The 24,092-nt window shown below is 57.9% G+C and carries 25 protein-coding genes; 17 read left to right on the plus strand and 8 right to left on the minus strand.

The window, feature by feature from the left end; translation table 11 throughout:
* The first annotated feature begins 73 nt into the window (after positions 1-73).
* On the plus strand, positions 74-700 hold the full coding sequence (locus tag AFK62_RS04795; protein WP_007680020.1) for a helix-turn-helix domain-containing protein: 627 nt from the start codon (positions 74-76) through the stop codon (positions 698-700).
* A gap of 35 nt (positions 701-735) precedes the next feature.
* Here the strand turns inward: AFK62_RS04795 and ampH are convergent, their stop codons facing one another.
* Positions 736-1,890, minus strand: coding sequence for a D-alanyl-D-alanine-carboxypeptidase/endopeptidase AmpH (gene ampH / locus AFK62_RS04800; protein ID WP_007680018.1), 1,155 nt, complete (start codon positions 1,888-1,890; stop codon positions 736-738).
* Between the two features lie 199 nt (positions 1,891-2,089).
* Between ampH and AFK62_RS04805 the strand changes: the two genes are divergently transcribed.
* From AFK62_RS04805 to AFK62_RS04815, 3 genes are all read left to right on the plus strand, one after another.
* On the plus strand, positions 2,090-2,623 hold the full coding sequence (locus AFK62_RS04805; protein ID WP_007680016.1) for an isochorismatase family protein: 534 nt from the start codon (positions 2,090-2,092) through the stop codon (positions 2,621-2,623).
* 175 nt (positions 2,624-2,798) lie between these two features.
* Complete coding sequence (sbmA, locus tag AFK62_RS04810) at positions 2,799-4,019, plus strand: peptide antibiotic transporter SbmA (RefSeq protein ID WP_007680014.1); 1,221 nt, start codon at positions 2,799-2,801, stop codon at positions 4,017-4,019.
* 96 nt (positions 4,020-4,115) lie between these two features.
* The gene (locus AFK62_RS04815; RefSeq protein ID WP_007680012.1) at positions 4,116-5,222 is read left to right on the plus strand and encodes a DUF1615 domain-containing protein; all 1,107 of its coding nucleotides are present in this window, start codon (positions 4,116-4,118) and stop codon (positions 5,220-5,222) included.
* Here the strand turns inward: AFK62_RS04815 and AFK62_RS04820 are convergent.
* A complete protein-coding gene (locus AFK62_RS04820) occupies positions 5,219-5,533 on the minus strand; it encodes a DUF2755 family protein (RefSeq protein WP_032984863.1) in 315 nt (104 codons plus the stop codon). The genes AFK62_RS04815 and AFK62_RS04820 overlap by 4 nt on opposite strands.
* Before the next feature lie 358 nt (positions 5,534-5,891).
* On the opposite strand from AFK62_RS04820, the gene AFK62_RS04825 reads away from it, so the two are divergent.
* Positions 5,892-6,107 carry a DUF2754 family protein gene (locus AFK62_RS04825; protein ID WP_007680007.1) on the plus strand — a complete coding sequence of 72 codons (216 nt, stop codon included), beginning with the start codon at positions 5,892-5,894 and terminating at the stop codon, positions 6,105-6,107.
* A 5-nt stretch (positions 6,108-6,112) separates the two neighbouring features.
* Here the strand turns inward: AFK62_RS04825 and ddlA are convergent, their stop codons facing one another.
* Complete coding sequence (gene ddlA, locus AFK62_RS04830) at positions 6,113-7,213, minus strand: D-alanine--D-alanine ligase (protein ID WP_007680006.1); 1,101 nt, start codon at positions 7,211-7,213, stop codon at positions 6,113-6,115.
* 144 nt (positions 7,214-7,357) lie between these two features.
* On the opposite strand from ddlA, the gene AFK62_RS04835 reads away from it, so the two are divergent.
* The 4 genes from AFK62_RS04835 to AFK62_RS04850 all read left to right on the plus strand — a co-directional run bounded on the left by AFK62_RS04835 (position 7,358) and on the right by AFK62_RS04850 (position 12,021).
* The gene (locus tag AFK62_RS04835; protein ID WP_007680004.1) at positions 7,358-8,059 is read left to right on the plus strand and encodes an extensin-like domain-containing protein; all 702 of its coding nucleotides are present in this window, start codon (positions 7,358-7,360) and stop codon (positions 8,057-8,059) included.
* Between the two features lie 161 nt (positions 8,060-8,220).
* Positions 8,221-9,423, plus strand: coding sequence for a multidrug efflux MFS transporter (locus AFK62_RS04840; protein ID WP_007680002.1), 1,203 nt, complete (start codon positions 8,221-8,223; stop codon positions 9,421-9,423).
* Positions 9,424-9,641: 218 nt separating this feature from the next.
* On the plus strand, positions 9,642-9,902 hold the full coding sequence (gene iraP, locus AFK62_RS04845) for an anti-adapter protein IraP (protein WP_007680000.1): 261 nt from the start codon (positions 9,642-9,644) through the stop codon (positions 9,900-9,902).
* A gap of 700 nt (positions 9,903-10,602) precedes the next feature.
* Positions 10,603-12,021, plus strand: a complete 1,419-nt coding sequence (locus AFK62_RS04850) for a sugar porter family MFS transporter (RefSeq protein WP_053531743.1) — start codon at positions 10,603-10,605, stop codon at positions 12,019-12,021.
* Between the two features lie 46 nt (positions 12,022-12,067).
* Here the strand turns inward: AFK62_RS04850 and proC are convergent, their stop codons facing one another.
* Positions 12,068-12,877 (minus strand): pyrroline-5-carboxylate reductase, encoded by an 810-nt coding sequence (gene proC, locus AFK62_RS04855; RefSeq protein ID WP_032984861.1) that lies wholly within the window; start codon positions 12,875-12,877, stop codon positions 12,068-12,070.
* Between the two features lie 111 nt (positions 12,878-12,988).
* On the opposite strand from proC, the gene AFK62_RS04860 reads away from it, so the two are divergent.
* Genes AFK62_RS04860 through AFK62_RS04870 form a run of 3 tightly spaced genes read left to right on the plus strand, consistent with a single transcriptional unit; the run spans position 12,989 to position 14,424 of the window.
* Positions 12,989-13,504, plus strand: a complete 516-nt coding sequence (locus AFK62_RS04860; RefSeq protein ID WP_007679992.1) for a hypothetical protein — start codon at positions 12,989-12,991, stop codon at positions 13,502-13,504.
* Positions 13,505-13,513: 9 nt separating this feature from the next.
* Positions 13,514-13,969 carry a DUF421 domain-containing protein gene (locus tag AFK62_RS04865; RefSeq protein ID WP_007679988.1) on the plus strand — a complete coding sequence of 152 codons (456 nt, stop codon included), beginning with the start codon at positions 13,514-13,516 and terminating at the stop codon, positions 13,967-13,969.
* Entirely contained in the window at positions 13,969-14,424 is a 456-nt protein-coding gene (locus tag AFK62_RS04870) for a YaiI/YqxD family protein (RefSeq protein ID WP_007679986.1), read from the plus strand. The genes AFK62_RS04865 and AFK62_RS04870 overlap by 1 nt, the downstream gene beginning before the upstream one ends.
* Here AFK62_RS04870 and AFK62_RS04875 read toward each other — a convergent pair.
* Entirely contained in the window at positions 14,421-15,197 is a 777-nt protein-coding gene (locus AFK62_RS04875) for a DUF2076 domain-containing protein (protein WP_007679982.1), read from the minus strand. The genes AFK62_RS04870 and AFK62_RS04875 overlap by 4 nt on opposite strands.
* Before the next feature lie 367 nt (positions 15,198-15,564).
* On the opposite strand from AFK62_RS04875, the gene aroL reads away from it, so the two are divergent.
* The 4 genes from aroL to ppnP all read left to right on the plus strand — a co-directional run bounded on the left by aroL (position 15,565) and on the right by ppnP (position 17,641).
* Positions 15,565-16,089, plus strand: a complete 525-nt coding sequence (gene aroL, locus AFK62_RS04880; protein ID WP_007679981.1) for a shikimate kinase AroL — start codon at positions 15,565-15,567, stop codon at positions 16,087-16,089.
* 52 nt (positions 16,090-16,141) lie between these two features.
* A complete protein-coding gene (gene yaiA, locus AFK62_RS04885) occupies positions 16,142-16,333 on the plus strand; it encodes a protein YaiA (protein WP_007679980.1) in 192 nt (63 codons plus the stop codon).
* A 262-nt stretch (positions 16,334-16,595) separates the two neighbouring features.
* Positions 16,596-17,273 (plus strand): AroM family protein, encoded by a 678-nt coding sequence (locus tag AFK62_RS04890; RefSeq protein ID WP_007679979.1) that lies wholly within the window; start codon positions 16,596-16,598, stop codon positions 17,271-17,273.
* A gap of 83 nt (positions 17,274-17,356) precedes the next feature.
* Positions 17,357-17,641 carry a pyrimidine/purine nucleoside phosphorylase gene (ppnP, locus tag AFK62_RS04895; protein ID WP_007679978.1) on the plus strand — a complete coding sequence of 95 codons (285 nt, stop codon included), beginning with the start codon at positions 17,357-17,359 and terminating at the stop codon, positions 17,639-17,641.
* 33 nt (positions 17,642-17,674) lie between these two features.
* Here the strand turns inward: ppnP and rdgC are convergent, their stop codons facing one another.
* Positions 17,675-18,586 (minus strand): recombination-associated protein RdgC, encoded by a 912-nt coding sequence (rdgC, locus tag AFK62_RS04900; protein WP_032984869.1) that lies wholly within the window; start codon positions 18,584-18,586, stop codon positions 17,675-17,677.
* 126 nt (positions 18,587-18,712) lie between these two features.
* Here rdgC and mak point away from each other — a divergent pair, with 126 nt between their 5' ends.
* Positions 18,713-19,624, plus strand: a complete 912-nt coding sequence (gene mak / locus AFK62_RS04905; RefSeq protein WP_007679976.1) for a fructokinase — start codon at positions 18,713-18,715, stop codon at positions 19,622-19,624.
* Between the two features lie 27 nt (positions 19,625-19,651).
* Here the strand turns inward: mak and sbcC are convergent, their stop codons facing one another.
* A complete protein-coding gene (gene sbcC / locus AFK62_RS04910; RefSeq protein ID WP_007679975.1) occupies positions 19,652-22,801 on the minus strand; it encodes an exonuclease subunit SbcC in 3,150 nt (1,049 codons plus the stop codon).
* Complete coding sequence (sbcD, locus tag AFK62_RS04915) at positions 22,798-24,012, minus strand: exonuclease subunit SbcD (protein ID WP_007679974.1); 1,215 nt, start codon at positions 24,010-24,012, stop codon at positions 22,798-22,800. The genes sbcC and sbcD overlap by 4 nt, the downstream gene beginning before the upstream one ends.
* Positions 24,013-24,092 lie beyond the last annotated feature (80 nt).

The following is a 24,092-nucleotide window of genomic DNA, read 5'->3' on the forward strand; positions in this document are numbered from 1 at the left end:
TTATCCGCGTCAAAAGCTGCCTGTCCTGCGCGGACAGGCAGTTCCCCCAACACACCTGAAATGGATATCTCGCGTGTTAGATCTGGTAAAACCCTTAGATCATCTCGATTCTCTTTTGCGTCATCTCGGCCCGGCAGGAACGCCTTTTGATATTGACGCCCATTGTGAATTATCTTTTTTTAACGAACAGGGCGAGCCGCAGTGCTGGTTTTTTAAAGAAGGAAGTCTCAACGTGTGGCGCGAGCAGAACCGCATCCACGTGGATTTACTGACGTCTCCGCTGTATCTGAGCTTTTCTGATGCCGTGATCCCGCAGCCGCTGCGCTACACCCTGATGACCGAAACGCCATGCCGCGGCTTTCGTATGCCGGTGCGGCGGGCTATCGACATCATTGAGCATCGCCAGCTGTGGAAATCTTTTTGCCACTGGCAGACGTGGCTGATGCGCTGGTTTGAGTGGCGCGACGCGCACTTTATCGGCACCACGACCTATTCACAGATCCGCTCGACGCTACTGACGATGGCAGGCTGGAGCCCGGAGTTGCGCGCGCAGATTGGCGTTATTCATCATATCCAGAACCACACTCATATTTCCCGCTCGGTGATAGCTGAAGTGCTCGCGGAGTTAAGAAAAGGCAAATACATCGAAATGCACAAAGGAAAGCTGGTGGCGGTCAATAAGCTGCCGCTGCATTACTGAAAGGAAACGGCGCCGCGCAGGCGCCGTTGGCTGCATTACGATTCCGGCGTGAGGGGCTTGTTGCCGCTCAGTTCGGTTACCAGATCGTTTATCCCGTCGCTCATGTTGGTAAAACGCGTGAGCGGTGAGCGGGTGACGACCACGAACGCGCCGATATTGCTCTGCGGCACCATCGCCATATAGGTAATAAACCCGCCGCCGCCGCCGGTTTTCTGAATGATGCCGGGTCGGCCCTCTTTCGGTGCCATATAAACCCAGCCAAGCCCCAGCGCGTCTGCCTTGCCGGGGACGTCCATCCCGACCACTTTGGTGAGCTGCGCACGCTGGTAAATCAGCGTCTGCATGCGGTCGGCCTGGGGGCTACGACGATGGAAATCGGATGCCAGGAACTGCTGCATCCAGCGCATCATATCGTCCGGCGTGGAGTAGACGCCGCCGCTGCCGATGGCCGCCAGCGTGTTATTACACGGGCTTGCGCCTTTTTCGGCGATCATCAGACGCTTGCACTGATCGGGCGAGGGCGTAAACGTGGTGTCTTTCATGCCGAGCGGGCGGGTTATCTGCTCTTCAAACAGCTGGGTATAAGGCTTGCCTGCGGCGTTCGCCAGTGCGTCGGCCAGCAGATCAAACGCGAGGTTGGAATAGGATGCCGTGGCGCCGGGGGCTGCTTTTAGCGTCGCGGTGGAGAGCCATTCCCAGCGCTGCTGGCGCGTCGGCCAGACGAACACCGGACGTATCGCCGCACCGCCTGGCTGTTCGCGGGGCAGGGCGCTGGTGTGGGTGGCGAGGTTCACCAGGCGAATCGGCTCGCCCTGATATGTCGGCACGCGCGCGCCGGGCGGCGCATAGCGGCTTAGCGGATCGTCGAGTTTCACGACACCCTGATCGAACATTTTCACCAGCATTTCGCTGGTCATCAGTTTGGTGAGCGACGCGATGCGGATAACCGAGTCGAGCTGGGGGCGGACGTTATTGCCAGGACGCGTCTCGCCGAAGCTTCGAAAGACACGCTGGTTGCCGTCGATGACGACGATGGCCATTCCGGTCGCGCCGCTGCCGTAGAAAATATGATTGGCGTAACGGTCGACAATATCAGACGCAAAAACCGGATCAGGCGAAGTTTGCGCGGCGTGGGCCGCGGAAAAGGCCGCGCTTAACAGCAGGGCGCAGGAGAGCAGACAACGTTTCAACGAAGCCATCCATTCAGTGAACAAGAATAGAGGGTATTTATACTACTGCAGCGGAATCTGCAAAGGCCCGAAAAGCGCCACAAGACCTGAAAAAACGTAACGACGCGTAACAGCACGCTTTTTTTGCGCACACTTTTTCCGGGTCTCCGCCTCGCTGTGGCTGTGGTAATCTCCTTTTTTCCCTCAGAAGGAGTGCGCGATGTCTGTACCACGGGTTGTGATGGTTATCGATATGCAAAACGGCGTTTTCGCGACGCCGCGTTTTGATCGCGAAGGGCGCGTCGCCCGCATCAATCAGCTGATGGCGCAGGCCCGGCAGGTCATTATCGTGCAGCACGCCGAAGCGGGCGGGCTGGAGGAGGGCTCTACCGGATTCGCGGTATTGCCAGATCTCAACGTGCCGGAAAACGCGCTGCGCGTGACCAAGACCGCCTGCGATGCGTTCTACCGCACGCCGCTTGAGGCGCTGCTGCGCGAGCACGGCATCACTGAATTCGTGGTTTGCGGCTGCGCCAGCGATTACTGTGTGGATACCACCATCAAGCAGGCGGCGAGCCGCGGTTTTCGCCTGACCATCGCAAGCGACGCGCATACCACGGCTGACCGCACGGCCGCCGCTGCGCCCATACTGATTACGCACTACAACGAGGTATGGGCCAACCTGACGGTGCCGGACAACGCGCCAGGCGTGCTGCCGACCGCCGATATCCTCAGCGCCTGGCAGGCGAACTAAACGCGCGCCGGTCTGTCTCACCACGGCGCGCGAAAACGTTGCGCCGTTACATTTTCGGAAACAATCCGGGCGGTGCAGCCCTCGCCCGTCGGGTTACACTCAACGCCCCTGCCGTGTGAGCAGGGCACAGGTCATACAGCAACAGCAAAAACAAAAATATTTGCAGGAGCGATTGATGTTTAAATCCTTTTTCCCGCGCCCCGGCGCGTTTTTCTTGTCGGCGCTGATTTGGGCGATGATTGCCGTCGTTGCCTGGCAACTGGGCGGCGGCTGGCTTGCCGAACGGCTCGGCGTGGCGGGCGCGTTGCCCGTCAACGCGACCCGGTTCTGGTCAGGCAATTTTCTTCTCTTCTATGCCTACTACGCGGTGTGCGTAGGGCTGTTTGCCGCCTTCTGGCGTGTTTACTGCCCGCACCGCTGGCAGCGCTGGTCGGTGCTGGGCTCGGCGCTGCTGATTTTCGTCACCTGGTTTATGGTGGAGCTGTCCGTTGCCATCAACGCCTGGTACGCGCCGTTCTTCGATCTTATCCAGACTGCGCTTGGCGCACCGAATAAAGTCAAAATCGGCCAGCTCTACAGCGGGCTGCTGGTTTTCCTCGGTATTGCGCTGATTTACGTTACCGTGGGCGTGATGAATAACTTCTTTATCAGCCATTACATTTTCCGCTGGCGCACCGCCATGAACGAATACTACATGGAGCACTGGCAGCGCCTGCGCCATATCGAAGGCGCCGCGCAGCGTGTGCAGGAAGACACCATGCGTTTCGCCTCGACACTTGAAGATATGGGCGTGTCGCTGCTGAAAGCCGTGATGACTTTGATTGCGTTTATGCCGGTGCTGGTCGCGCTTTCCCCGCACGTGAAAGAATTGCCCGTGGTGGGCGCAGTGCCATACGGCCTGGTGTTTGCCGCGATCATCTGGGCGTTGATGGGGACCGGCCTGCTGGCGCTCGTTGGGATCAAACTGCCGGGGCTTGAGTTTCGCAACCAGCGTGTGGAGGCGGCGTACCGTAAAGAACTGGTGTATGGCGAGGACGATCCAACCCGCGCCGATCCGCCCACGGTGCAGGCGCTCTTTAGTAACGTGCGGCACAACTATTTCCGGCTTTATTTCCACTACACCTATTTCAACATCGCCCGCATTCTTTATTTGCAGGTCGATGCGATTTTCGGTCTGTTCCTGATGTTTCCTTCTATCGTCGCGGGGACGATTACGCTTGGGCTGATGTCGCAAATTGGTAACGTGTTTGGCGAGGTGCGCGGCGCGTTCCAGTATTTGATCAGCTCCTGGACCACGCTTGTGGAGCTGATGTCTATCTATAAACGTCTGCGAAGCTTTGAGCGCACGCTGAACGATAGTCCAGACCCGGTGCACGAGCCGCAGGAAGCGATATAAGCGCCGTTTGCCGCTGCGTCTTCGGAGCGATCTGCTTTTCGCGGCGGCCAAAACGTGGCAGGGTAAACGGCCTGAACTCAGCCTGACAGGATTACCATGGCCGCCACGTTTGCCTTGCCCACCTGCTTTCGTCCTCTTACGCTCGCCGCGCTGCTGGCACTGGCGGGCTGTACCAGCCAGACTTCCACGCCCGAAAAGGGCGTAAAGCCGCTTGATGTGCGCGCCGTGGTTAAGCAGAAAATGCCTGCCAGTGTGAAAGACCGTGACGGCTGGGCGCGGGATATCGCCCGTGCGTTTGAAACGCAAAAAATCGCGGCCACGGAAGAGAACATCTGCTCGGTGCTGGCCGTGGCGGAGCAGGAATCGAATTATCAGTCCGATCCGCAAGTGCCGGGGCTTGGCAAGATTGCCTGGAAGGAGATTGAGCGCCGCGCCGGCAAACTGCATATTCCGGCGTTTGTGGTGCACACCGCGCTGCTGATCAAATCCCCCAACGGCAAAAGCTACAGCGAACGGCTCGACCACGTAAAATCGGAACGCGAGCTGAGCGCGATTTTTGATGATTTCATCGGTATGGTGCCGCTCGGCCAGACGCTGTTTGGCAACTTAAACCCGGTGCATACCGGCGGGCCGATGCAGGTCAGCATCGCGTTTGCCGAGGCGCACGCACGCGGTTATCCGTATGATGTCGACGGCACGCTTCGCCAGGAAGTCTTTACCCGTCGCGGTGGTCTCTGGTTTGGGATTTATCATCTGCTGAATTATCCGGTGGATTATTCACGTCCGCTTTATCGCTTCGCCGATTTCAACGCGGGCTGGTATGCGAGCCGTAACGCGGCCTTTCAGAACGCCGTCAGCAAAGCGAGCGGCGTGAAGCTGGCGCTGGATGGCGACCTTATCCGCTACGACAGCAACGAGCCGGGCGCAACCGAAAATGCCGTGCGCAAACTTGCCGATAAGCTTGATATGAGCGAAAGCGAGATCCATCGCGCGCTGGCGAACGGGGATCGCGAAGATTTCAGCGACAGTACGATTTATAAAAAGGTGTTTGCGATCGCGGATAAACGCGCCGGGCGCGCATTGCCGCGTGAGTTACTGCCGGGTATTGAACTGGAAAGCCCGAAGATCACGCGTAAGCTCACCACGGCGTGGTTTGCAAAGCGCGTGGACGATCGTCGGGCACGCTGTATGAGTAAAGATTAAAAGCGACGACGTCGCAGGCGGAAAAAGAACGCCATGACCATCGCAAAGACGCACCCTGCAAGAAATGGCACCAGCGCGAACACCGTACCGACTGCGAGTCCCATCCGAATTTGCGGACGGCCACTCTCCTGCATTTGCATCAAATTATCCAGAACGCCGGGCGCATGTACCACGACATTCAGGAGTTGCGCGCCAACCCAGAAAGAGAACAACACAAACAGCGCGTAGGCGAGATTGCCTAACGTCGACGATCTTGACGATCTTCCTGGTTTCCCGGCGATTATGGGTTTGGGTAACGATATCTCAGCCATACAGACCTCCGGGTATTCGACCTTCGTACTGGCGTTACGCCAGGTGCTACAAGGGGAAGTCTGGCAGGAGATCTTATTTGTCAATATCGGATTCGTGGTAATTTGGCGGGCAGATTACTCCTGAATGTCAAAATTATGTCGACACTCACATTTCTGTAACTAAATTAATTATTGATTAACATTCAGACTTTTCCTGAACGTGCCGATAGTCGTTAGAGGCGTGGTCATCGTGTTTTTACTGACGCTTTCAGACGCGTTTTAAGCGTAACCGTAACGCGCTTCACACCGCGCGACACGGGCCACAGACAGGCATTCAGGGATATGCGAAGATGCTTTTTTTGACGCTTTCGGAGTAACCATGCAACTCTCTGCCAAAATTCGCCGTGACTGGCACTATTATGCGGTCGCACTGGGTCTGATTTTCATTATGAACGGCGTGATTGGCCTGTTGGGGTTTGAAGCAAAGGGCTGGCAAACTTATGCAGTAGGGCTGGTGACGTGGGTGATTTGCTTCTGGATTGCAGGGCTGGTTATCCGCCGTCGCCCGCAAGAGCCGGACGCGGCGGAAGAGTAACGCGCTTAGCCGGTGATCGAGCTTTTCAGCGCGACATCGGCCTGATGACGTTCGAGCGCCAGTTCAATAAGGCGAGTGATCAGGTCCTGATAACCGATACCGCTCGCCTGCCACAGCTTCGGATACATGCTGATGTTGGTAAAGCCCGGCAGCGTGTTGATTTCGTTAATGATCACCTCATTATCCGGCGTTAAAAACACATCCACGCGCGCAAGGCCTGCACACTCCAGCGCCTGAAACGCGCGGATGGCGATAGCGCGGATCTTCTCGTTCACTTCCGGCGCAATATCGGCAGGCACCACGACGCGGGCGGCCTGATCGTCGATATATTTGGTGTCGTAGGAGTAAAACTCGCTGCTGACCACGATCTCGCCGCAGGTGCTGGCCTGCGGGGCGTCGTTACCGAGCACCGCGCACTCAATCTCGCGGCCTTTAATGCCAGTTTCCACCACAACTTTATGGTCGAATTCAAAGGCCAGCGCCACGGCGGCGTGATACTGTGCCTCGTCATTGACTTTGCTTACGCCGACCGACGATCCCTGGTTGGCAGGCTTCACAAAAAGCGGCAGACCGAGCTGCTGTTTAACATCTTCAAACGTATAACGCGTGCGGTTGGCGCGGGTGAGCGTAATAAACGGCGCGACCGCGAGGCCGGCGTCGCGCAGCAGTCGCTTGGCGATATCTTTATCCATGCTGACCGCCGAGCCGAGTACGCCGGATCCCACAAATGGAATATTCGCCATCCGCAGCATGCCTTGCAGCGATCCGTCTTCACCGAGCGTGCCGTGGACTATCGGGAAGATCACATCCAGCTGCGGCAGCGCCTGACGGTTGTCTGATTCAATAAGCTGTTGCTGGCTCAGGCCCGGGATCAGCGCAACGTTTTTCTCCGATCGGTGCAGAGCGATCCGCGCCGGGTTATCAGCGTTCAGCAGATAGCGGGATGCGTCATTCACGTGCCACTGGCCCGTTTTATCAATACCCAGCAGCACGACCTCGAATTTTTCTTTATCAATCGCGTCAACGATATTTTTTGCTGACTGAAGCGATACCTCGTGCTCTGCTGATTTTCCGCCAAACACAATGCCCACGCGCAGTTTTGCCATTTCTACAACCCATCCTCAAAGCAGACGAAAGTCCACAACATAGCACGCCCGACAGGCGGATTCATGTGGTTCGTGGCGCGCGCGGCCTTCCTGCGCCATGAAGCGGTTATACTTTGATTTTGTGTCTGGTTTTCTGGCGGTGGCATGGCGAAAAAAGGGATAGCAATGGTAACAACCCTGGCGTTAACGGCGCTTGCAGGCGTCTGGCTGTACGATTATCTGCCAGCCTGGTATAACCCGTTCGCGCCACTGTCGCCGCTCGACCCGCCAACGATGGTGACTCGCTACAAGCTGCGACAGATGGCGAACGATCCGCAGGCGTGCCTGGCGCTGCTGGACGAAGCCCGCCAGCGTGACATGATCCAGTACCGCATCCAGACACCGACCCAGGGCAAGTGCCCGCTGGCCGCGCCGGTACGGGTGCTGCGCTTCGGCGAAGTGAAACTCAGCAGCTCGTTTCTCGCCAGCTGTCCGCTTGCGCTCAGCAGCGCCATGTATGTGCAGCAGCAGGCGAAACCCATCAGCGCCGCGATGATGGGCAGCCCACTGGTACGCATCGACCACTACGGCAGCTACGCCTGTCGCAATATTTATCATCGCGCTAACGCGCGCTTAAGCGAACATGCGACGGCAGACGCGCTGGATGTGAGCGCGTTTCGTTTCGCGAACGGGCAGCAAATAAGCGTGCTGAAAGGCTGGAAGGAAACTGGCCCGCGCGGTGATACGCTGCGCGCGCTGTTCGGCCAGAGCTGCCTCTATTTTGGTAACGCGCTCGGGCCGGATTACAACGCGGCCCACGCCAACCATTTTCATTTGGGGATGCGCGGTTTTGGCATTTGCCGATAAGGATAATCATCGGCGCGTGTGACGCTTTAGTGTGATAAATATCACAAATGATTTTATATTAATGATAAGCGTCCAAAGTATTTCAGGGCGCACACATGCGCATTTATCCTGATGCGTATCCTGATACCCTGAGACATCATCGACTTACAGATAGCGCGCGTATGGAATCCTGGAAGGTTAATCTCATCTCCGTCTGGTTTGGCTGTTTTTTCACCGGCCTTGCGATAAGCCAAATCCTGCCTTTCCTGCCGCTGTACGTTGCCGAACTCGGCGTGCAATCCCGCGAGGCATTGTCGCTCTGGTCGGGGCTGACATTCAGCGTCACGTTTCTGGTTTCCGCGATTGTGTCGCCGCTCTGGGGCAGCCTTGCCGACCGCAAGGGCCGTAAGCTGATGCTGTTGCGCGCTTCGCTCGGGATGGCGGTGGCTATCCTGCTTCAGGCTTTTGCGACGAACGTCTGGCAGCTGTTTGCGCTGCGCGCGCTGATGGGGCTGACCTCCGGCTATATTCCCAACGCGATGGCGCTGGTGGCCTCGCAGGTTCCTCGCGACCGCAGCGGCTGGGCGCTTAGCACGCTCTCTACCGCACAGATAAGCGGTGTGATTTTAGGCCCGTTGATGGGCGGGTTTCTCGCTGATCATGTGGGGCTGCGCCCGGTGTTTTTGATTACCGCGCTACTGCTCGTGATAAGTTTTACGGTTACGCTGTTTCTGATTAAAGAGGGCGCCCGCACGCGGCTTTCTAAAAGCGAACAGCTGAGCGGTAAAGCGGTGTTCGCAAGCCTGCCAGCGCCGTGGCTGGTGTTAAGCCTCTTTATTACCACGATGGTGATTCAGCTCTCTAACGGCTCGGTGAGCCCCATTCTGGCGCTGTTTATCAAATCCCTGACGCCGGACAGCAACAATATCGCCTTTTTAAGCGGGATGATTGCGGCGATCCCGGGCGTATCAGCGCTGCTCAGCGCGCCGCGGCTCGGCCGACTGGGCGATCGCATCGGCACGGCGCGCGTGCTAATGGCAACGCTGGTGGTAGCCATCGGGCTGTTTTTCGCGATGTCATTTGTGACCTCACCCCTGCAACTGGCGGTGCTGCGTTTTCTGCTCGGCTTCGCTGACGGAGCAATGTTCCCGGCGGTGCAGACGTTGCTGGTCAAATACTCCTCCGATAACGTCACGGGCCGTATCTTCGGGTACAACCAGTCATTTATGTACCTTGGCAATGTGCTGGGGCCGCTGATGGGCGCGGGCATCTCCGCGGCGGCGGGCTATCGTTGGGTGTTTATCGCCACGGCCGTCGTCTTGCTGCTGAATGTCTGGCAATTCGCCGTAGCGTTAAGACGTCACGCTAAGGCCGTCAATAATTAATCCATCTTTACGCCAATAATTCATTCGGTGAACATTGTCTGCCACCGGTTTTTTATTGTCATCGCGTGTTTATTCTCGCCAGTAAAACGTTTCGCTGGCGGCAATTTTTTGTGGCGTCGCACAAAACCGATGAGACATTCAAAAAAGCCACGGCGATCACTAGGCAACCCCGATGCGTAATGATAACTTCTTGGCAACAATTCCACAGGAAGACAGTTATGAAAAATCTTATAGCTGAACTGCTGGTTAAGCTTGCAGAAAAGGAAGAAGAATCCAAAGAGCTGGTGGCGCAAGTCGAGGCCCTGGAGATTGTGGTCACTGCATTATTGCGCCATCTGGATCTGGAAACGCAACAGACGCTGATTAACAGCGTTGAAGGCGCGCTAGAGGGCGTACAGCCTGAAAGTAACATTCCACAGCGCGATACCGAGCTGTTGCAGCAATATGTAAAAAAGCTGCTGCGGCACCCCAGAACCTGAGCATTTAACGGGGCCAGCCGCATTATTTTTCTGTCATCTTATTGCGCTATGCTAACGCGCTGCATTATTCGCAGACGGTTTCTTTTACGCCGGATAATTCCACTGCGGTGTATAAAAGAATAATCTGCGAATACGCGCCTTATTTCTTTCCCCTCGTTTTTATTTCTTGCCTTTTTTAATACTTTTGGATTAATCGCGCCGGTAAGATAATAGTTTTCACACAGACGCGGTACGTTATTTACGCCTGTGTTGCGCCACGGCGATGCGATATATTCTCTGCGTGTCATCAGCCTAATGTCTGACAACCACTCACCCGCCCGGAAATAACACCATGCCCAGTCTGGCGCATGACTTTTAAAAGGCGTTGTTCTGAGGCGCGTGCGTAGCAAGCGGGGCTTCATGCACCGCTTAAAAAAGCGGCAACAGGCGATAAGGAAGACAGAGCGCTCTCTGATTGTCCATGAGACAAACGCCGGATTGCATGTTTTTATTCTCGAATTTACCGCGTTGTGTCACATTATTCCCCGCCATGCTGCGTTATATCGCGAGGTGAAGCGATTTTTCTGTTTTATAACCTGCATCACAAAACACGGTGTCATAGCATTTTTATCCATATCTTCGCCGTTTCCCGCCTGACGACTTAACGGCGTTGCCACTACCGTTATGAGAATGGCCGATTGCCTTTAACGGGAGAAAAAAGATGTCCTCGGTAAGTGAAGTCACGCCTGCTGCAAGCGTTCAGGAACGTAAAGCGCGCCGCATGAACCTGTTTGTTTCTGTTTCCGCCGCCGTCGCGGGTCTGTTGTTTGGCCTGGATATCGGCGTTATCTCCGGGGCGTTGCCCTTTATCACCGATCATTTCAGCTTAAGTAGCCGCGCCCAGGAGTGGGTAGTGAGCAGCATGATGCTCGGCGCAGCGCTTGGCGCGCTGTTTAACGGGTGGCTCTCCTCACGGCTCGGGCGTAAATACAGCCTGATGGCGGGGGCGGTGCTCTTTATTCTCGGCTCGCTCGGTTCAGCGTTTGCCCACTCGCTGGAGGTGCTTCTCGGCGCCCGCGTGATTCTGGGCGTGGCGGTCGGGATCGCCTCGTATACCGCGCCGCTTTATCTTTCAGAGATGGCATCAGAAAAAGTGCGCGGCAAGATGATAAGCCTCTATCAGCTGATGGTAACGCTCGGCATTTTGCTGGCGTTTCTGTCTGATACTGCGCTGAGCTACAGCGGCAACTGGCGGGCCATGCTCGGCGTGCTGGCGCTCCCGGCAGTGATGCTCTTAGTGATGGTCGTGTTTTTGCCAAACAGCCCGCGCTGGCTGGCGGCTAAAGGAATGCATATCGAGGCGGAAAAAGTACTGCGAATGCTGCGCGATACCTCAGAAAAAGCGCGCGATGAACTCAACGAGATCCGCGAAAGCCTGAAGGTGAAGCAGGGCGGCTGGGCGCTGTTTACCGCTAACCGCAATGTGCGCCGCGCCGTATTTCTCGGCATGCTGCTACAGGCGATGCAGCAGTTTACCGGCATGAATATCATCATGTACTACGCGCCGAAAATCTTTCAGATGGCCGGATTTGCCAGCACCGAACAGCAGATGATAGCAACGGTTGTGGTCGGGCTGACCTTTATGCTCGCCACGTTTATCGCGGTCTTTACCGTGGATAAAGCGGGCCGTAAACCGGCGCTGAAAATCGGTTTTAGCGTGATGGCGCTCGGCACGCTGGTGCTTGGTTACTGCCTGATGAAGGTCGATCACGGCGAAATCTCCACGGGCATTTCCTGGCTCTCTGTCGGCATGACCATGATGTGTATCGCAGGTTATGCGATGAGCGCCGCGCCAGTGGTGTGGATCCTCTGCTCGGAAATTCAGCCGCTGAAATGCCGCGACTTCGGCGTGACCTGTTCGACCACCACCAACTGGGTGTCGAACATGATAATCGGCGCCACATTCCTGACGCTTATTGATAATATCGGCGCGGCGGGGACGTTCTGGCTCTATACCGCGCTGAACCTGGCCTTTGTCGGCGTCACGTTCTGGCTTATTCCGGAAACCAAAAACATCACGCTGGAACATATCGAAAAGAACCTGATGGCGGGCAAAAAACTGCGCGATATCGGGCAGTAAGGCCCCCGCGCCAACAACAAGGGCTACCTGCGGTAGCCCTTTATTTTTAGCCTTTACTGAGCTTTTCCGATTTGCTCATGCACTGGGCCATGGCTTCAATTACCGCCGCACGCATGCCGCGCTCTTCCAAAACGCGTACCGCTTCGATAGTCGTACCGCCTGGTGAACACACCATATCTTTAAGCTCGCCGGGATGTTTGCCCGTCTCCAGCACCATTTTGGCTGAGCCCATCACGGCCTGAGCGGCGAATTTATACGCCTGCGCGCGCGGCATGCCGCCGAGTACGGCCGCATCGGCCATCGCTTCGATAAACATAAAGACATAGGCGGGCGCCGAGCCGCTGACGCCGACCACCGGATGGATAAGATATTCCGCCACCACTTCCGCCTCGCCGAAGCTTCGGAAAATCGCGAGCACGTTCCGGGTATCTTCATCGCTTGCGAGCACGTTCGGGGTGACAGAGGTCATGCCCGCCCCGACCAGCGACGGCGTGTTTGGCATGGTGCGCACGATTTTGCGATCGTGTCCCAGCACGGTGGCGAGCTGATCGAGCGTTATACCGGCAGCGATGGAGACGACCAGCGAGTCTTTGTTCAGGCTGGAGGCGATATCGCTCATGACTTTCAGCATGATATTGGGCTTCACTGCCCCAAACACGATATCGGCCGCCTGCGCCACTTCCTGCGCGCTGGCGACTGTGTTCACGCCATATTCTTCTTTCAGCGCAGCCCGGCTCTCTTCAGATGGCGTATACACAAACACGCTTTCCGCCTGCGCCTGACCGCTTGCCAGCAGACCGCCCAGGATAGCCTTGCCCATATTGCCGCAACCGATAAAGCCTATTTTCTTCTCCACAGCATCGCTCCGTTTATCGCGTCCAGATTCACAAGAGGTATAGCTTAACGCGCTTTCAGGCAATCCGTTAAGGCTTCGGCTACGCTTATCCTGAATCCAGAGAGGTGTGTGATGGCGAAATCTGTTTCTGACGAATACGCCAGCCGTGAAACGCCAGTGCGGGAACATATGCACGCCCAGCGTATTGAGTGGCGCATCCAGCAGGGCGGCAACTGGCTGTTGTATGCCATTGTGGTGATAGCGCTGCTGGGCGGGTTTTCCGACGGGTGGCTGAGTAAAACGTCGGCCACGAACCCTGAAAAAAGCCTGACTGTGGAGTATCAGCGGTTTCTTCGCGCCGAGAGCGACGAGCCTTTTGCGCTACGCATCCAGGGGCCGAAAAACCAGCCGGTGACGCTCGATTTCGGCGGTGATTTCCCTGACCACGTCGTGCTGCAAACGCTGCAGCCACAGCCCGTTATTGCCCATACCGGGCGCCACACGCTGACGCTGACGTTTCCCCCGACGCCAGACGGCGCGCATGCAGTCTGGATAGTGACGCAGCCGCAGTCGGCGGGGCGCTTAGCCTCTACCGTCACCCTCGAAGGCGCGTCGCCGGTGCGCCTGACCCAGTGGGTCTATCCGTAGGAGAACATCATGGACAGCGTCTTACGCGCCGCAGGCATGTATTTTCTGCTGCTGGTGGTGCTGAAAATCGCCGGTCGCCGCACGTTAATGGAGATGAACTCGTTTGATTTCGTGCTACTGCTGATTATTAGCGAGGCGACCCAACAGGCGCTGCTCGGCAACGATTTTTCGTTTACCGGCGCGGCCCTTACCATCATTACGCTTATCGTGCTTGATATCCTGCTGAACTATCTGAAAAACGCCTTTCCGCGTCTCGATCTGCTGCTGGATGGTTCACCGCTGATTCTGGTGGAGAACGGGCATCTGCTGACCATGCGGATGAAAAAATCGGGGATTTCGCGGGAGGATATTTTAAGTTCGGCGCGCACAAGCCAGGGGATTGAGCGCCTGGAGGAGATAAAATTCGCCATCCTTGAGAAAAATGGCAAAATCTCCATCATTCCCGCCGACAAACAGGAGTCGTAATGCCAGTCTGGGTGGATGCCGACGCGTGTCCGAAAGTGATTAAAGAAGTGTTATTCCGCGCCGCCGAGCGTACCGAAACGCCGGTTATCCTCATCGCTAACCAGTTGCTGCGCGTACCGCCGTCACGGTTTATCCGCGCCCGCCAGGTGCCTGCCGGCTTTGACGTGGCCGATAATGAAATTGTCCGCTGCTGTGAGCCTGGCGATTTAGTGGTGACTGCGGATATACCGCTGGCGGCGGAAGTCATCGCAAAAGGGGCGGTGGCGCTCAACCCGCGCGGCGAACGCTACAGCGAGGCCACCATTCGCGAACGTCTGACGATGCGCGATTTTATGGATACGCTGCGCGCCAGCGGCATCCAGACCGGGGGCCCGGATGCCCTGAGCCAGCGCGACCGCCAGCAGTTCGCCGCTGAGCTTGATAAATGGCTTAGCAGCCAGAAGCGAAAAACTTAAACCCAGCTGTCATCATCGCCGCCGAAATCGTCGCCGCCAAAGTCATCGCCTGCAAGGTCGTTATTCCAGTCGTCTTCGCTGCTGGCCGGTACGTAGTCGTTGGCATTGTCCTGCTGTAACCCGGCGTCCTGATTCAGGAACTGGCTGTCGTCGGCCTGGTTGTAATCTTCAACGGCATTCACCGGGCTAGTATCCGCCGGTTGCGCGGGTTCGTTGATGATGTTGACGATCTCTTCCGGTTGATGATGGCTAAACATGCTGGTCAGCATATTGCCGAGCACCACGCCCCCGGCGACACCGGCGGCGGTTTGCAGAGCACCCGCCATAAAGCCGCCGCCGCGTGGGGCGTTGCTGGCATACTGGCCCGCTGCCGCCTGTTGAGCGTAGCCCACAGGCGGTGCGCTCTGGTAGTTTTGCGCGCCGGGGATGGGGTCGGAGCCGCGCGGCGTTGCCTGCGCACGCGGCGCTTCCGGTTCGCTTTTACCGCCGCCGAAGAGCCCTGCCAGGAACCCGCCGCTGCTTTGCTGACGACTCGCCGCCTGCTTCTGCTGTTCCCGTTCGGCTTCCAGCGCCTGGATACGACCGTTAAGCTGTTTCATGGCCGCTTCCTGGATAAGAATAGTTTGCGCCATGTAATAGGCGGCACCCGGCTGAGTGCGCATATGTTGCTCAATCCAGCGTTCGGCGTCCGCGTCGCGTGGCGCGCTGTTTTCGCTGGCGGCTTTGAGCCGGTCAAAAAGCCCGTCAATCAGACGTTGCTCTTCAGATTGCATGATTCATCCCTCTGTCATTGAACGCGTCAATATTACGTATTAAGTCTGGAGAAAAATCGTTACTTGTAAATATCCGGCACGTAAAGGAAATAAGAAATATGTAACCGGGTGCGGCGAGCGGTGGGGTTGTGTTAACCGGGTGCTTTCAAGTAAGGTGGGCGCGTTTTGTGCATTCCGGCAAGTGGTAGCGTGGCTTTACACTTCGCCGAGGAAAGAAAGGTTATCCGGCGCGGGCTTTCCTGTCACGCCAACATTTTTGTAAGTTTAAATTTACGCCTGTCTTGTGTACTAGTTTATTGTTAAACTCACAGCTTATGGCCTGCGTTTTGACCCTTTCGCGGTATGTGAAAGGTGAGGTAATCCATCCATGAATCAACCCATTTATTTAGTCGGCGCACGCGGTTGCGGAAAAACCACTACCGGCGAGGCGCTGGCCCGCGCGCTGGCGTACGGCTTTGCCGATACTGACCGTTGGCTGCTGGAGCAGACGCAAATGACGGTCGCGCAGGTGGTGGAACAGGAAGGCTGGGCGGGCTTTCGTGCCCGTGAAAGCCAGGCGCTTCATGCGGTGAGCGCACCGGCGACGGTAGTGGCGACAGGTGGCGGCATGGTGTTGCGGGAAGAAAACCGTGAATTTATGCGCCAGCACGGCGTGGTGATTTATCTCAACGTGCCCGTGGATGTCCTGGCGCAGCGCCTTGAGGCGTTCCCGGAAGAAGGACAGCGCCCAACGCTTACCGGTAAGCCGATGACAGAAGAGATAGCGGAAGTGCTGGCCGTGCGCGACGCGCTCTATCGTGAATGTGCGCACCATGTCATTGACGCCGCTGACACCCCGGCAAACATCGTTACGCGTATTATCGCCGCGCTACAACTGGCACGCGCCAGCTAAGTGGCGGGATTGTCTATACTTACAGCTCGTCCCCGTTAATAAAGGAAGAGCTATGCCGACCAGACCTCCCTATCCGCGCGAGGCGCGCGTGGTGCCCGTTGAAAAAGGCGTGCCGGGTAAGACCGTCACCAGCTATCAGCTGCGTGCCGATCACCCGGATCCCGATTCGCTTATCAGCGAACATCCCACCGAGCAAGAAGCGCTGGACGCCAAGCGCCGCTACGAAGACCCCGATAAATCCTGACCGCAGTCGGCGGCAAGCGTCACGCTGCGCTTACCGCCAGTCTGAAAAACAGCGCCTGCCGTTTTGCATCACACCTTTAATCCAAAGCTAATGTTAACGATACGTTATGATTATTTTTTAGCGGCGGGCGCTGTTGCGGTTTTTTTCACCGTGCAGTGCCGCAAAGCTGCTACGCTTTTTGATTCCTCCTTCACTTGTGCTCAAGAAACAGGCGAAAGGTGTCGTTATTACTCTGAGAGGCAGTAAAAAAAGGCGATAAATAATGAGTGCGACTCTGGCGATACTCACCATCGGCGTGGTGCCTGTCAGCGAGGTGCTGCCGCTGTTAACCGAACATATTGATGAACAGCACATTACCCATATCAGTCTGATGGGCAAATTGTCGCGCGAAGAAGTGATGGAAGATTACGGCCCGACAGGCGAGGAAGAGACGCTGATTACGCTGCTTAAGGATAACGAGACCGCTGTGGTCTCAAAGGCCAAAACACAGCAGGCACTGCAAAGCATTATCGAAGTACTCGATAACCAGGGCTTTGACGTTATTTTGTTGATGAGCACGTTGCGCTTTCGGGGGTTGCGTGCGCGCAACGCGATCCTGCTTGAGCCAGATCGCATCATTCCGCCGCTGGTGGCGTCGATTGTCGACGGGCATCAGGTGGGCGTGATTCTGCCTATTCCTGAACTGATGGACGCGCAGGTACAAAAATGGCAGGTGCTGGAAAGCGCGCCGCATTACGCGCTGGCAAATCCGTTTTTCGGCACCGCGGAAGAGTTGGTCGGCGCGGGGCGCGAACTGTTATCACGTGGCGCGGATGTGCTGCTGCTCGACTGCCTCGGTTTTCATCAAAAACACCGGGATCTTTTGCAAAAGGCGCTTGATGTGCCGGTACTGCTCAGTAATGTCCTGGTGGCGCGTCTTGCGTCCGAACTGCTTATCTGAGCGGCTGTCACAATTTGCGTGACAGCTCTCAGGCTGGCCCTCTATATTGTTTTTCCAACCATTTTTTTAATAAGGGCCTGCTTATGCTTCAGAGTAATGAATACTTTTCCGGTAAAGTGAAGTCTATCGGTTTCACCAGCAGCAGCACGGGCCGCGCCAGCGTCGGCGTGATGGCGGAAGGTGAATATACGTTCAGCACCGCGCAGCCAGAAGAGATGACCGTCATCAGCGGCGCGCTGAATGTGTTACTGCCGGGCGAAACCGAATGGAAAACGTACGAGGCGGGGCAGGTCTTTCACGTGCCGGGGCACAGCGAGTTTCATCTGCAGGTGGCGGAGCCAACGTCTTATCTCTGCCGTTATCTGTAAACGCGCCGCCCCGGGCGGGGCGACGCGGGCGTATTAACGCTGGGCTTCGCCGCCCAGCGCTTCCACTAAGTTTTGGATCAGCGCCGCAAGCTCGCCGGTCATCAGCGTAAAATCGGCGTCAAAGCGTTGCGCCACATCTTCACGCGCAATGTCGTCGTTCTGGTCGCGCAGTTCATCTGAGAATTTCAGGCGCTTGATCGAGCCATCGTCGCACAGCATGAACTGCACACGCTGCTGCCAGTCGAGCGCCAGTTTGGTCACCACTTTACCGGCTTCGATATGCACCGCGATTTCGTCGCTTACCAGCTCCTGCTTCTTGCAGCGGATCACGCCGCCATCTTCCAGAATCGCCTTAAGCTCGGCTTCGTCGAGCAGCTGAAAACCCTGCGGCACGTTATTGGCGCGCACCCACTCGGTGAGTGTCAGTTCTATCGGGTTTTCAAATGTCAGCGGCACTACCGGCAGCGAACCGAGGCTTTTACGCAGTAGCGCCAGCGTATCTTCTGCTTTTTTCGCGCTTGCGCAGTCCACCACAATCAGTCCGCTTGCGGTATCAATCCACATCATGGTCTGGCTGAAGCGGCTGAATGCGCGCGGCAGGAGTGAATGAAGCACTTCGTCTTTGAGCGAATCTTTTTCCGTTTTCTTAAGCTTACGGCCCTGATCGGCTTCAAGACGGGCGATTTTCGCTTCCAGCGCCTGCTTGATAACCGGCGCAGGCAGGATCTTCTCTTCTTTACGCGCGCAAATCACAATCTGGCCGTTGACGGCGTGGGTCAGCGCGTCGCTGCCGCCGCCCATAGGCGCAACCCAACCGGTTTTTGCCATATCCTGGCTGCCGCACGGGGTGAAGGTAAACGCAGCTAACTGTTTTTCCATTTCATCCGCACGCAGCGGGGCGTCGCGGTTTAAACGGTAAACCATTAAATTTTTGAACCACAGCATGTTAATTTCCACGGCCTGGTAGTTAAACGCAGCGGGCATGATAACGAATCAGCCGCGGTGTTTCATTGCCTTTCACGGGCAGGTTATCTACTCTCCTGGTAAGTCATTGAATATGAGGAAGCAGACGTGCGTATTGGGATCGATTTAGGCGGCACCAAAACCGAAGTGATTGCGCTCAGCGACGACGGAGAGCAGCGCTTTCGCCACCGTGTGCCCACGCCCCGCAACGATTATCCACAAACGGTCGAGACCATCGCCGGGCTCGTGGAACTGGCGGAGCGCGAAACGGGCGAGCGCGGTACGGTGGGCGTCGGGATACCGGGCACGCTTTCGCCCTATACGGGCGTAGTGAAAAACGCCAACTCCACATGGCTTAATGGCCAGGCGCTGGATAAAGACCTGAGCGCGCGGCTCGCGCGTGAGGTGCGTCTGGCCAATGATGCTAACTGTTTCGCCGTCTCCGAGGCCGTTGATGGCGCGGCGGCGGGTGCGCAGACCGTGTTTGCTGTGATAATTGGCACTGGTTGTGGGTCCGGCATTGCGCTTGGCGGGCGCAGCCATATCGGGGCTAACGGCAACGCGGGCGAGTGGGGCCATAACCCGCTGCCCTGGATGGACGACGACGAACTTCGCTATCGTGAAGAAGTCCCGTGCTATTGCGGCAAACAGGGCTGCATCGAAACCTATATCTCCGGAACCGGGTTTGCGACCGACTATCACCGCCTGAGCGGCCAGCCGCTGAAAGGCAGCGAAATCATCCGGCTGGTGGATGAGCAAGACGCGCTGGCGGAGCTGGCACTGAGCCGTTACGAGCTGCGGCTTGCGAAATCGCTGGCGCATATCGTCAATGTTCTCGACCCCGACGTGATTGTGCTGGGCGGCGGCATGAGCAACGTTGACCGGCTGTATAAAACCGTACCGCCGCTCATGAAACACTGGGTATTCGGGGGCGAATGCGAAACGCCGGTGCGCAAAGCGGTGCATGGCGATTCGAGCGGCGTTCGTGGCGCCGCCTGGCTCTGGCCCGCCATACGCTAAAAGAAAAGGGGCTGCGCGCCCCTTTTTTTATTCGACCTGATACTCACGTGCGAGCCGGCTGACGCCAAGCCCGTTGATCTTCTTGACCTTTATTTGCACCGGAATACGCTCTTTCATCGCCTCGACATGGCTGATGACGCCGATAGTTTTACCGCTCGCGTTCAGCGCATCCAGCGCATCCAGCGCCGTGTCGAGCGTCTGCGCGTCCAGCGTGCCAAAGCCCTCGTCCAGGAAGAGCGAGTCGATACGGGTTTTATGGCTCACCAGATCCGACAGCGCCAGCGCCAGCGCAAGGCTCACCAGAAAACTTTCGCCGCCTGACAACGTGCGGGTGTCGCGAACCGCGTCCGCCTGCCAGGTATCCACCACTTCCAGCTCCAGATCTTCGCTCAGTTTGCGTTTTAGCAGATAACGGCCATGCAGGCGCGTCAGCTGGTTATTGGCAAGCCACACAAGATTATCCAGCGTCAGCCCCTGGGCGAACTTACGGAATTTATCGCCTTTCTGGGAGCCGACCAGATGATTGAGCTGACCCCATTCATCGGCCTCGCGGCGTGCCGCGTCGATATGAGCCAGCAGCGATGTCAGGCGCGCGCGGTTTTCTTCATCCTGGCGAAGTTGCTGGCGCAGTTCGCCCTGGCGCGTGGTGTTGTCGCGCAGATGCGTCGCGATAACGGCAAGCGCTGCTTCACTCCCGGCTGCGGATGTTGTGTCGTCAAGCGCGTCCGGACGAGCGCTCAGGTGGCGCTCCAGCGCTTGCTGTGCCTGGGCGTGCAGCGTCTGTTGCTGATGAAGCTCGCGCTCCAGCGCCTGCTTTTGCGCCTCCAGCTGACGCAGCGTGGCGTCGTCCAGCAGCGCGGCCAGAAACGCCGCTTTATCGGCAAAATGGCTGACGGCCAGCGCCTCGTCGAACGCACGTTGCGCGCTCTCATAACGCGCTCGTTCCTGCGCAAGCTGCGCGCCGAGCGTCTGCCACTGCGCCTCAAGCGACAGGCAGAGCGTGTGAATCTGTTGACCCGCGTGCGCCAGTTCATCGGCCGGGAGAGACGCCGCCTGCGCCTCGCCCTCCTGCGGCAACAGCGCCAGTAAATTCTCGCAGGCGGCGAGTCTGTCGCGCAGGCGTTGCTGTTGCTGCTCATGTTGCTGCCAGCGACGGGCTTCTTCTTCGCGCGCGGCGAACCACGGCACGGGGTTATCGTCATCCGGTGCGGGTAATGAGAAGGTCGCCAGCTGGTCGCGCAGTGTCTCCTGCTGGGCCTGGTATGCCGTATCGAGCTGGGTGAACTGGCGCTGCGCGTTATCCAGCGCGGCATCGAGCATCTGGCGCTCGCGCAACAGGTGCAACTGTTGTTCGCGGCGGGTCTGCGCCTCAAGCCACGGGGTGATATCCTCGCCCGGGGCCTGGGTGAGCCCGGCGGCGGCGCACAGCGTCTGCCACTGTGAGGTGAGTGCTTGCTCCTCTTCCAGCAGGCTTGTCGCTTCGCTTTCCTGCTGCTGGCGCTGTTTGATTAGCGCCTCGAGCTGCCCGCGCAGGGCAGCACCCTCGGCGCCGAGCTGGTCTTTCTCTTGCTCAAGTTGCGCAAGACGCAGGCGGCTGGCGTCGGGTTTCAGGGCCTGATACGCCTCGACCGCCGGATGTTCCGTTGCGCCGCAAAGCGGGCAGGGGCTGCCAGGTTGCAGGCGCGCGCGCTCTTCGACGAGGCTTGCGATGCGCTGCTCCAGCTCGCACACGGTTTTCGCACGCGCGAGCTCTTCCTGTTTGGTTTTGTAATCCTGCCGTTTTTGCGCAAGCTGCTGTTCGAACTGCTGGATCTGTGCGTGCAATCCGGCAGACATCTCCTGCTGGCGCGCTTTACGGCGCGTCAGCGGCGAAAAGGCAGCGTGCAGAGTGGCAAGCTGCTGGCGCAGCGGGCGCTGTTCGTTAAGGACGGCGAGCGCATGAGCGGTATCCTCGGGCGAAAGCGCAAGTTCGGCCTGCGGCAGCGCGTCGCGTTTGCGCCGGGTGGCGTCGAGCGTCATGTTGAGGGCGTGAAGCTGCTCGCGATCGCGCTTTTGCTGGGCCAGCACCGCGCGCCAGCCCGCAAGTTCGCTGCTCCAGTAGCGAAAGCGATCGTGCTCCACGAGCCAGTGGTCGGTCTGCGCCAGCTCTTCACGCTGGGCTTGCGCCTGTTGCGCTGCCGCCTGACGGATGGCCTTCCGGCGCGCGACGCTTTCCTGTAAGCGAACGCTTACTTCCTCATGCTGGTGTTGAGTGGCGGCAAGCGACGTTTCCAGCTCCTGAACGTGCAGCCAGGCCGGGCGCAGTTTTTCAGCAGGCAGCCCCGCCGCCAGCCGTGCCAGCTGCGGGGCCGCAGCCTCTAACGCCTGTTCCGCCGCCGCCGCGCCCAGGCGCGCCGTCTCAAGCGCGGCGCTCAGTGCGCTGCGCTGGGTCAGCCACAAATGCTGCTGATGTAACTGACGCTGCTGCGCCAGCAGGGTTTTCTCTTCGTCAGTGAGTGCCTGCAAACCTGTCGCGAGGCTTTCGCGCTGCGTCTCATCCAGTAGCGTAACGCCCTGCGCCTGGGATTCGAGTTTCTCAAGCGCGCTGCGGGCCTCTTTATGTTGCTCGAAAATCCGCGCGGAAACCTGACCGTAGATTTCCGTGCCGGTCAGTTCTTCCAGCAGCTCGGCGCGCGCTTTGGCTTCGGCGTTCAGAAAGGCGGCGAACTGGCCCTGTGAGAGCATCATTGAACGGGTGAAGCGGTCGTAATCAAGCCCGGTGAGCGCGGCAATTCTGTCGAGTTTGTCTTTGATTTTATCGGCGACGATTTTGCCATCTTCGCAGCGCGCCAGCTCCACGCGCGGCGCCTGTAAATTGCCGTCCGGCTGGCCGCGTGCGCGACTCTGGCTCCAGAAGGCGCGCCAGGCGACGCCTTTGACTTCAAATTCCACTTCCGCAAGGCATTCGGCGGTGTCGCGGGTCATGAGATCGTTCTGGCTTTGCGACAGCGCGTTCAGACGCGGCGTGCGGTGGTAGAGCGCAAGGCAGATAGCGTCCAGGAGCGTCGTTTTGCCCGCACCCGTAGGGCCGGTTATCGCAAACAGGCCATTGCTGGCGAACGGCTCGGCGGTAAAGTCGATTTTCCATTCGCCCTTGAGGGAGTTCAGGTTTTTCAGGCGCAAGGTTAAGATTTTCATGCCTCGTCCTCCTCGTGCAGGCTCTCCAGCGTGCGGGCGAAGAGCGTGCGCAGCTGCGCTTTTTCAGGCTCCTCCAGCGTTTCGAGCTCAAGCCGGCGTTCAAATACCTCTTCCACACCAAGCTCGCTGAGCGTCTCTGTGCTGAGCGTGCCGAGCGCGCGCTCGCGCATTTCACGGCTGCGGCGCAGCAGTACCACTTCCACCGGCAGGCTTTCGGTGAGCTGGCTTATCTCGCGGTGCATATCGTGAAGGAACTCGCCGGTGTCGATTTCGATATCGAGCCAGACTTTGGGGGCATCGGGCGCGTCACGCCACTGTTCAAGCTGCGCGGTGATGGACGCAAGGCTGCCTTTTAAGACCGCCAGCGGCTGGCTGACCGGCACCTGTAAGGTTGTCACCTCGCGCAGTTTGCCGTCAGCGAAGTCTACCAGGTAGACGCTTTTCTCTTTACCGGTTTCATCAAAACTCAGCGCGATGGGCGAGCCGCTGTAACGGATATGCTCGCAGCCCGCGACTTTCTGGGCTCGGTGGATGTGTCCCAGCGCGATGTAATCGGCGGGCGGAAAGCAGTCCGCCGGGAAGGCGTCGAGCGTGCCTATATAGATGTCGCGCACCGCGTCACTTTTGGTCACGCCTACCGTGGTAAGATGCCCGGTCGCGATAATCGGCAGGCGGCGGTCGCCGCGAAGCGCGCAGGCCGCGTCATAGCAGGCCTGGTAATGCTGGCTGATGGCCTCCAGCAACTGCTGCTGTTTTTCGCGTCCCGACTGACCGCCCAGGCTTCGCAGTACGTCGCGCGGGCGCAGAAAGGGAATAGGGCAAAGCACCGCGCCCGGCTCGCCGTCCCGGCGGTATAACAAGGTGGCCTGGGTTTCGGGCGTAAGCTGCGCGCTGGCTATCACCTGGGTGTTAAGGCAGGCGAGCAGCTCGCGAGATTCGTTGAGTGTCGCGACGGAATCGTGGTTGCCGCCCAGCACAATCAGCGGGCATTCCGCGCCCTGAAGACGCACCACAAAGCGATTATAGAGCTCGCGCGCGTAGCTTGGCGGCGCGCCGGTATCAAAGATGTCGCCCGCAACGATAATCGCGTCGACCTGATGCGCAATGGCCGTTTCCAGGAGCCAGTCGAGAAAAGCTTCATGCTCGGCGGCGCGGCTTTTGGCATAAAAATTTTGACCAAGATGCCAGTCTGAGGTATGCAGAATACGCATGTGATGCCCTGTGGCGTAAAAGCGAGAAGGGGATTATAAACATCCGGTACGGCGGGTGTCCTGTTTCGTCGCGTCGCGCA

The sequence above is a fragment of the Cronobacter condimenti 1330 genome (genome assembly GCF_001277255.1).
Classification (GTDB): Bacteria; Pseudomonadota; Gammaproteobacteria; order Enterobacterales; family Enterobacteriaceae; genus Cronobacter; species Cronobacter condimenti.

Excerpts from the sequence above, each read along its gene's own strand:
- yaiA (WP_007679980.1), top strand. The coding sequence starts at position 16,142 with ATGCCGACCAGACCTCCCTATCCGCGCGAGGCGCGCGTGGTGCCCGTT.
- ddlA (WP_007680006.1), bottom strand. The coding sequence starts at position 7,213 with ATGGCAAAACTGCGCGTGGGCATTGTGTTTGGCGGAAAATCAGCAGAG.
- AFK62_RS04820 (WP_032984863.1), bottom strand. The coding sequence starts at position 5,533 with ATGGCTGAGATATCGTTACCCAAACCCATAATCGCCGGGAAACCAGGA.
- aroL (WP_007679981.1), top strand. The coding sequence starts at position 15,565 with ATGAATCAACCCATTTATTTAGTCGGCGCACGCGGTTGCGGAAAAACC.
- AFK62_RS04860 (WP_007679992.1), top strand. The coding sequence starts at position 12,989 with ATGGCGAAATCTGTTTCTGACGAATACGCCAGCCGTGAAACGCCAGTG.
- AFK62_RS04835 (WP_007680004.1), top strand. The coding sequence starts at position 7,358 with ATGGCGAAAAAAGGGATAGCAATGGTAACAACCCTGGCGTTAACGGCG.
- AFK62_RS04805 (WP_007680016.1), top strand. The coding sequence starts at position 2,090 with ATGTCTGTACCACGGGTTGTGATGGTTATCGATATGCAAAACGGCGTT.
- AFK62_RS04840 (WP_007680002.1), top strand. The coding sequence starts at position 8,221 with ATGGAATCCTGGAAGGTTAATCTCATCTCCGTCTGGTTTGGCTGTTTT.
- AFK62_RS04850 (WP_053531743.1), top strand. The coding sequence starts at position 10,603 with ATGTCCTCGGTAAGTGAAGTCACGCCTGCTGCAAGCGTTCAGGAACGT.
- AFK62_RS04825 (WP_007680007.1), top strand. The coding sequence starts at position 5,892 with ATGCAACTCTCTGCCAAAATTCGCCGTGACTGGCACTATTATGCGGTC.
- sbcC (WP_007679975.1), bottom strand. The coding sequence starts at position 22,801 with ATGAAAATCTTAACCTTGCGCCTGAAAAACCTGAACTCCCTCAAGGGC.
- AFK62_RS04865 (WP_007679988.1), top strand. The coding sequence starts at position 13,514 with ATGGACAGCGTCTTACGCGCCGCAGGCATGTATTTTCTGCTGCTGGTG.
- AFK62_RS04890 (WP_007679979.1), top strand. The coding sequence starts at position 16,596 with ATGAGTGCGACTCTGGCGATACTCACCATCGGCGTGGTGCCTGTCAGC.
- iraP (WP_007680000.1), top strand. The coding sequence starts at position 9,642 with ATGAAAAATCTTATAGCTGAACTGCTGGTTAAGCTTGCAGAAAAGGAA.
- sbcD (WP_007679974.1), bottom strand. The coding sequence starts at position 24,012 with ATGCGTATTCTGCATACCTCAGACTGGCATCTTGGTCAAAATTTTTAT.
- rdgC (WP_032984869.1), bottom strand. The coding sequence starts at position 18,586 with ATGCTGTGGTTCAAAAATTTAATGGTTTACCGTTTAAACCGCGACGCC.
- ppnP (WP_007679978.1), top strand. The coding sequence starts at position 17,357 with ATGCTTCAGAGTAATGAATACTTTTCCGGTAAAGTGAAGTCTATCGGT.
- sbmA (WP_007680014.1), top strand. The coding sequence starts at position 2,799 with ATGTTTAAATCCTTTTTCCCGCGCCCCGGCGCGTTTTTCTTGTCGGCG.
- AFK62_RS04815 (WP_007680012.1), top strand. The coding sequence starts at position 4,116 with ATGGCCGCCACGTTTGCCTTGCCCACCTGCTTTCGTCCTCTTACGCTC.
- AFK62_RS04870 (WP_007679986.1), top strand. The coding sequence starts at position 13,969 with ATGCCAGTCTGGGTGGATGCCGACGCGTGTCCGAAAGTGATTAAAGAA.
- AFK62_RS04875 (WP_007679982.1), bottom strand. The coding sequence starts at position 15,197 with ATGCAATCTGAAGAGCAACGTCTGATTGACGGGCTTTTTGACCGGCTC.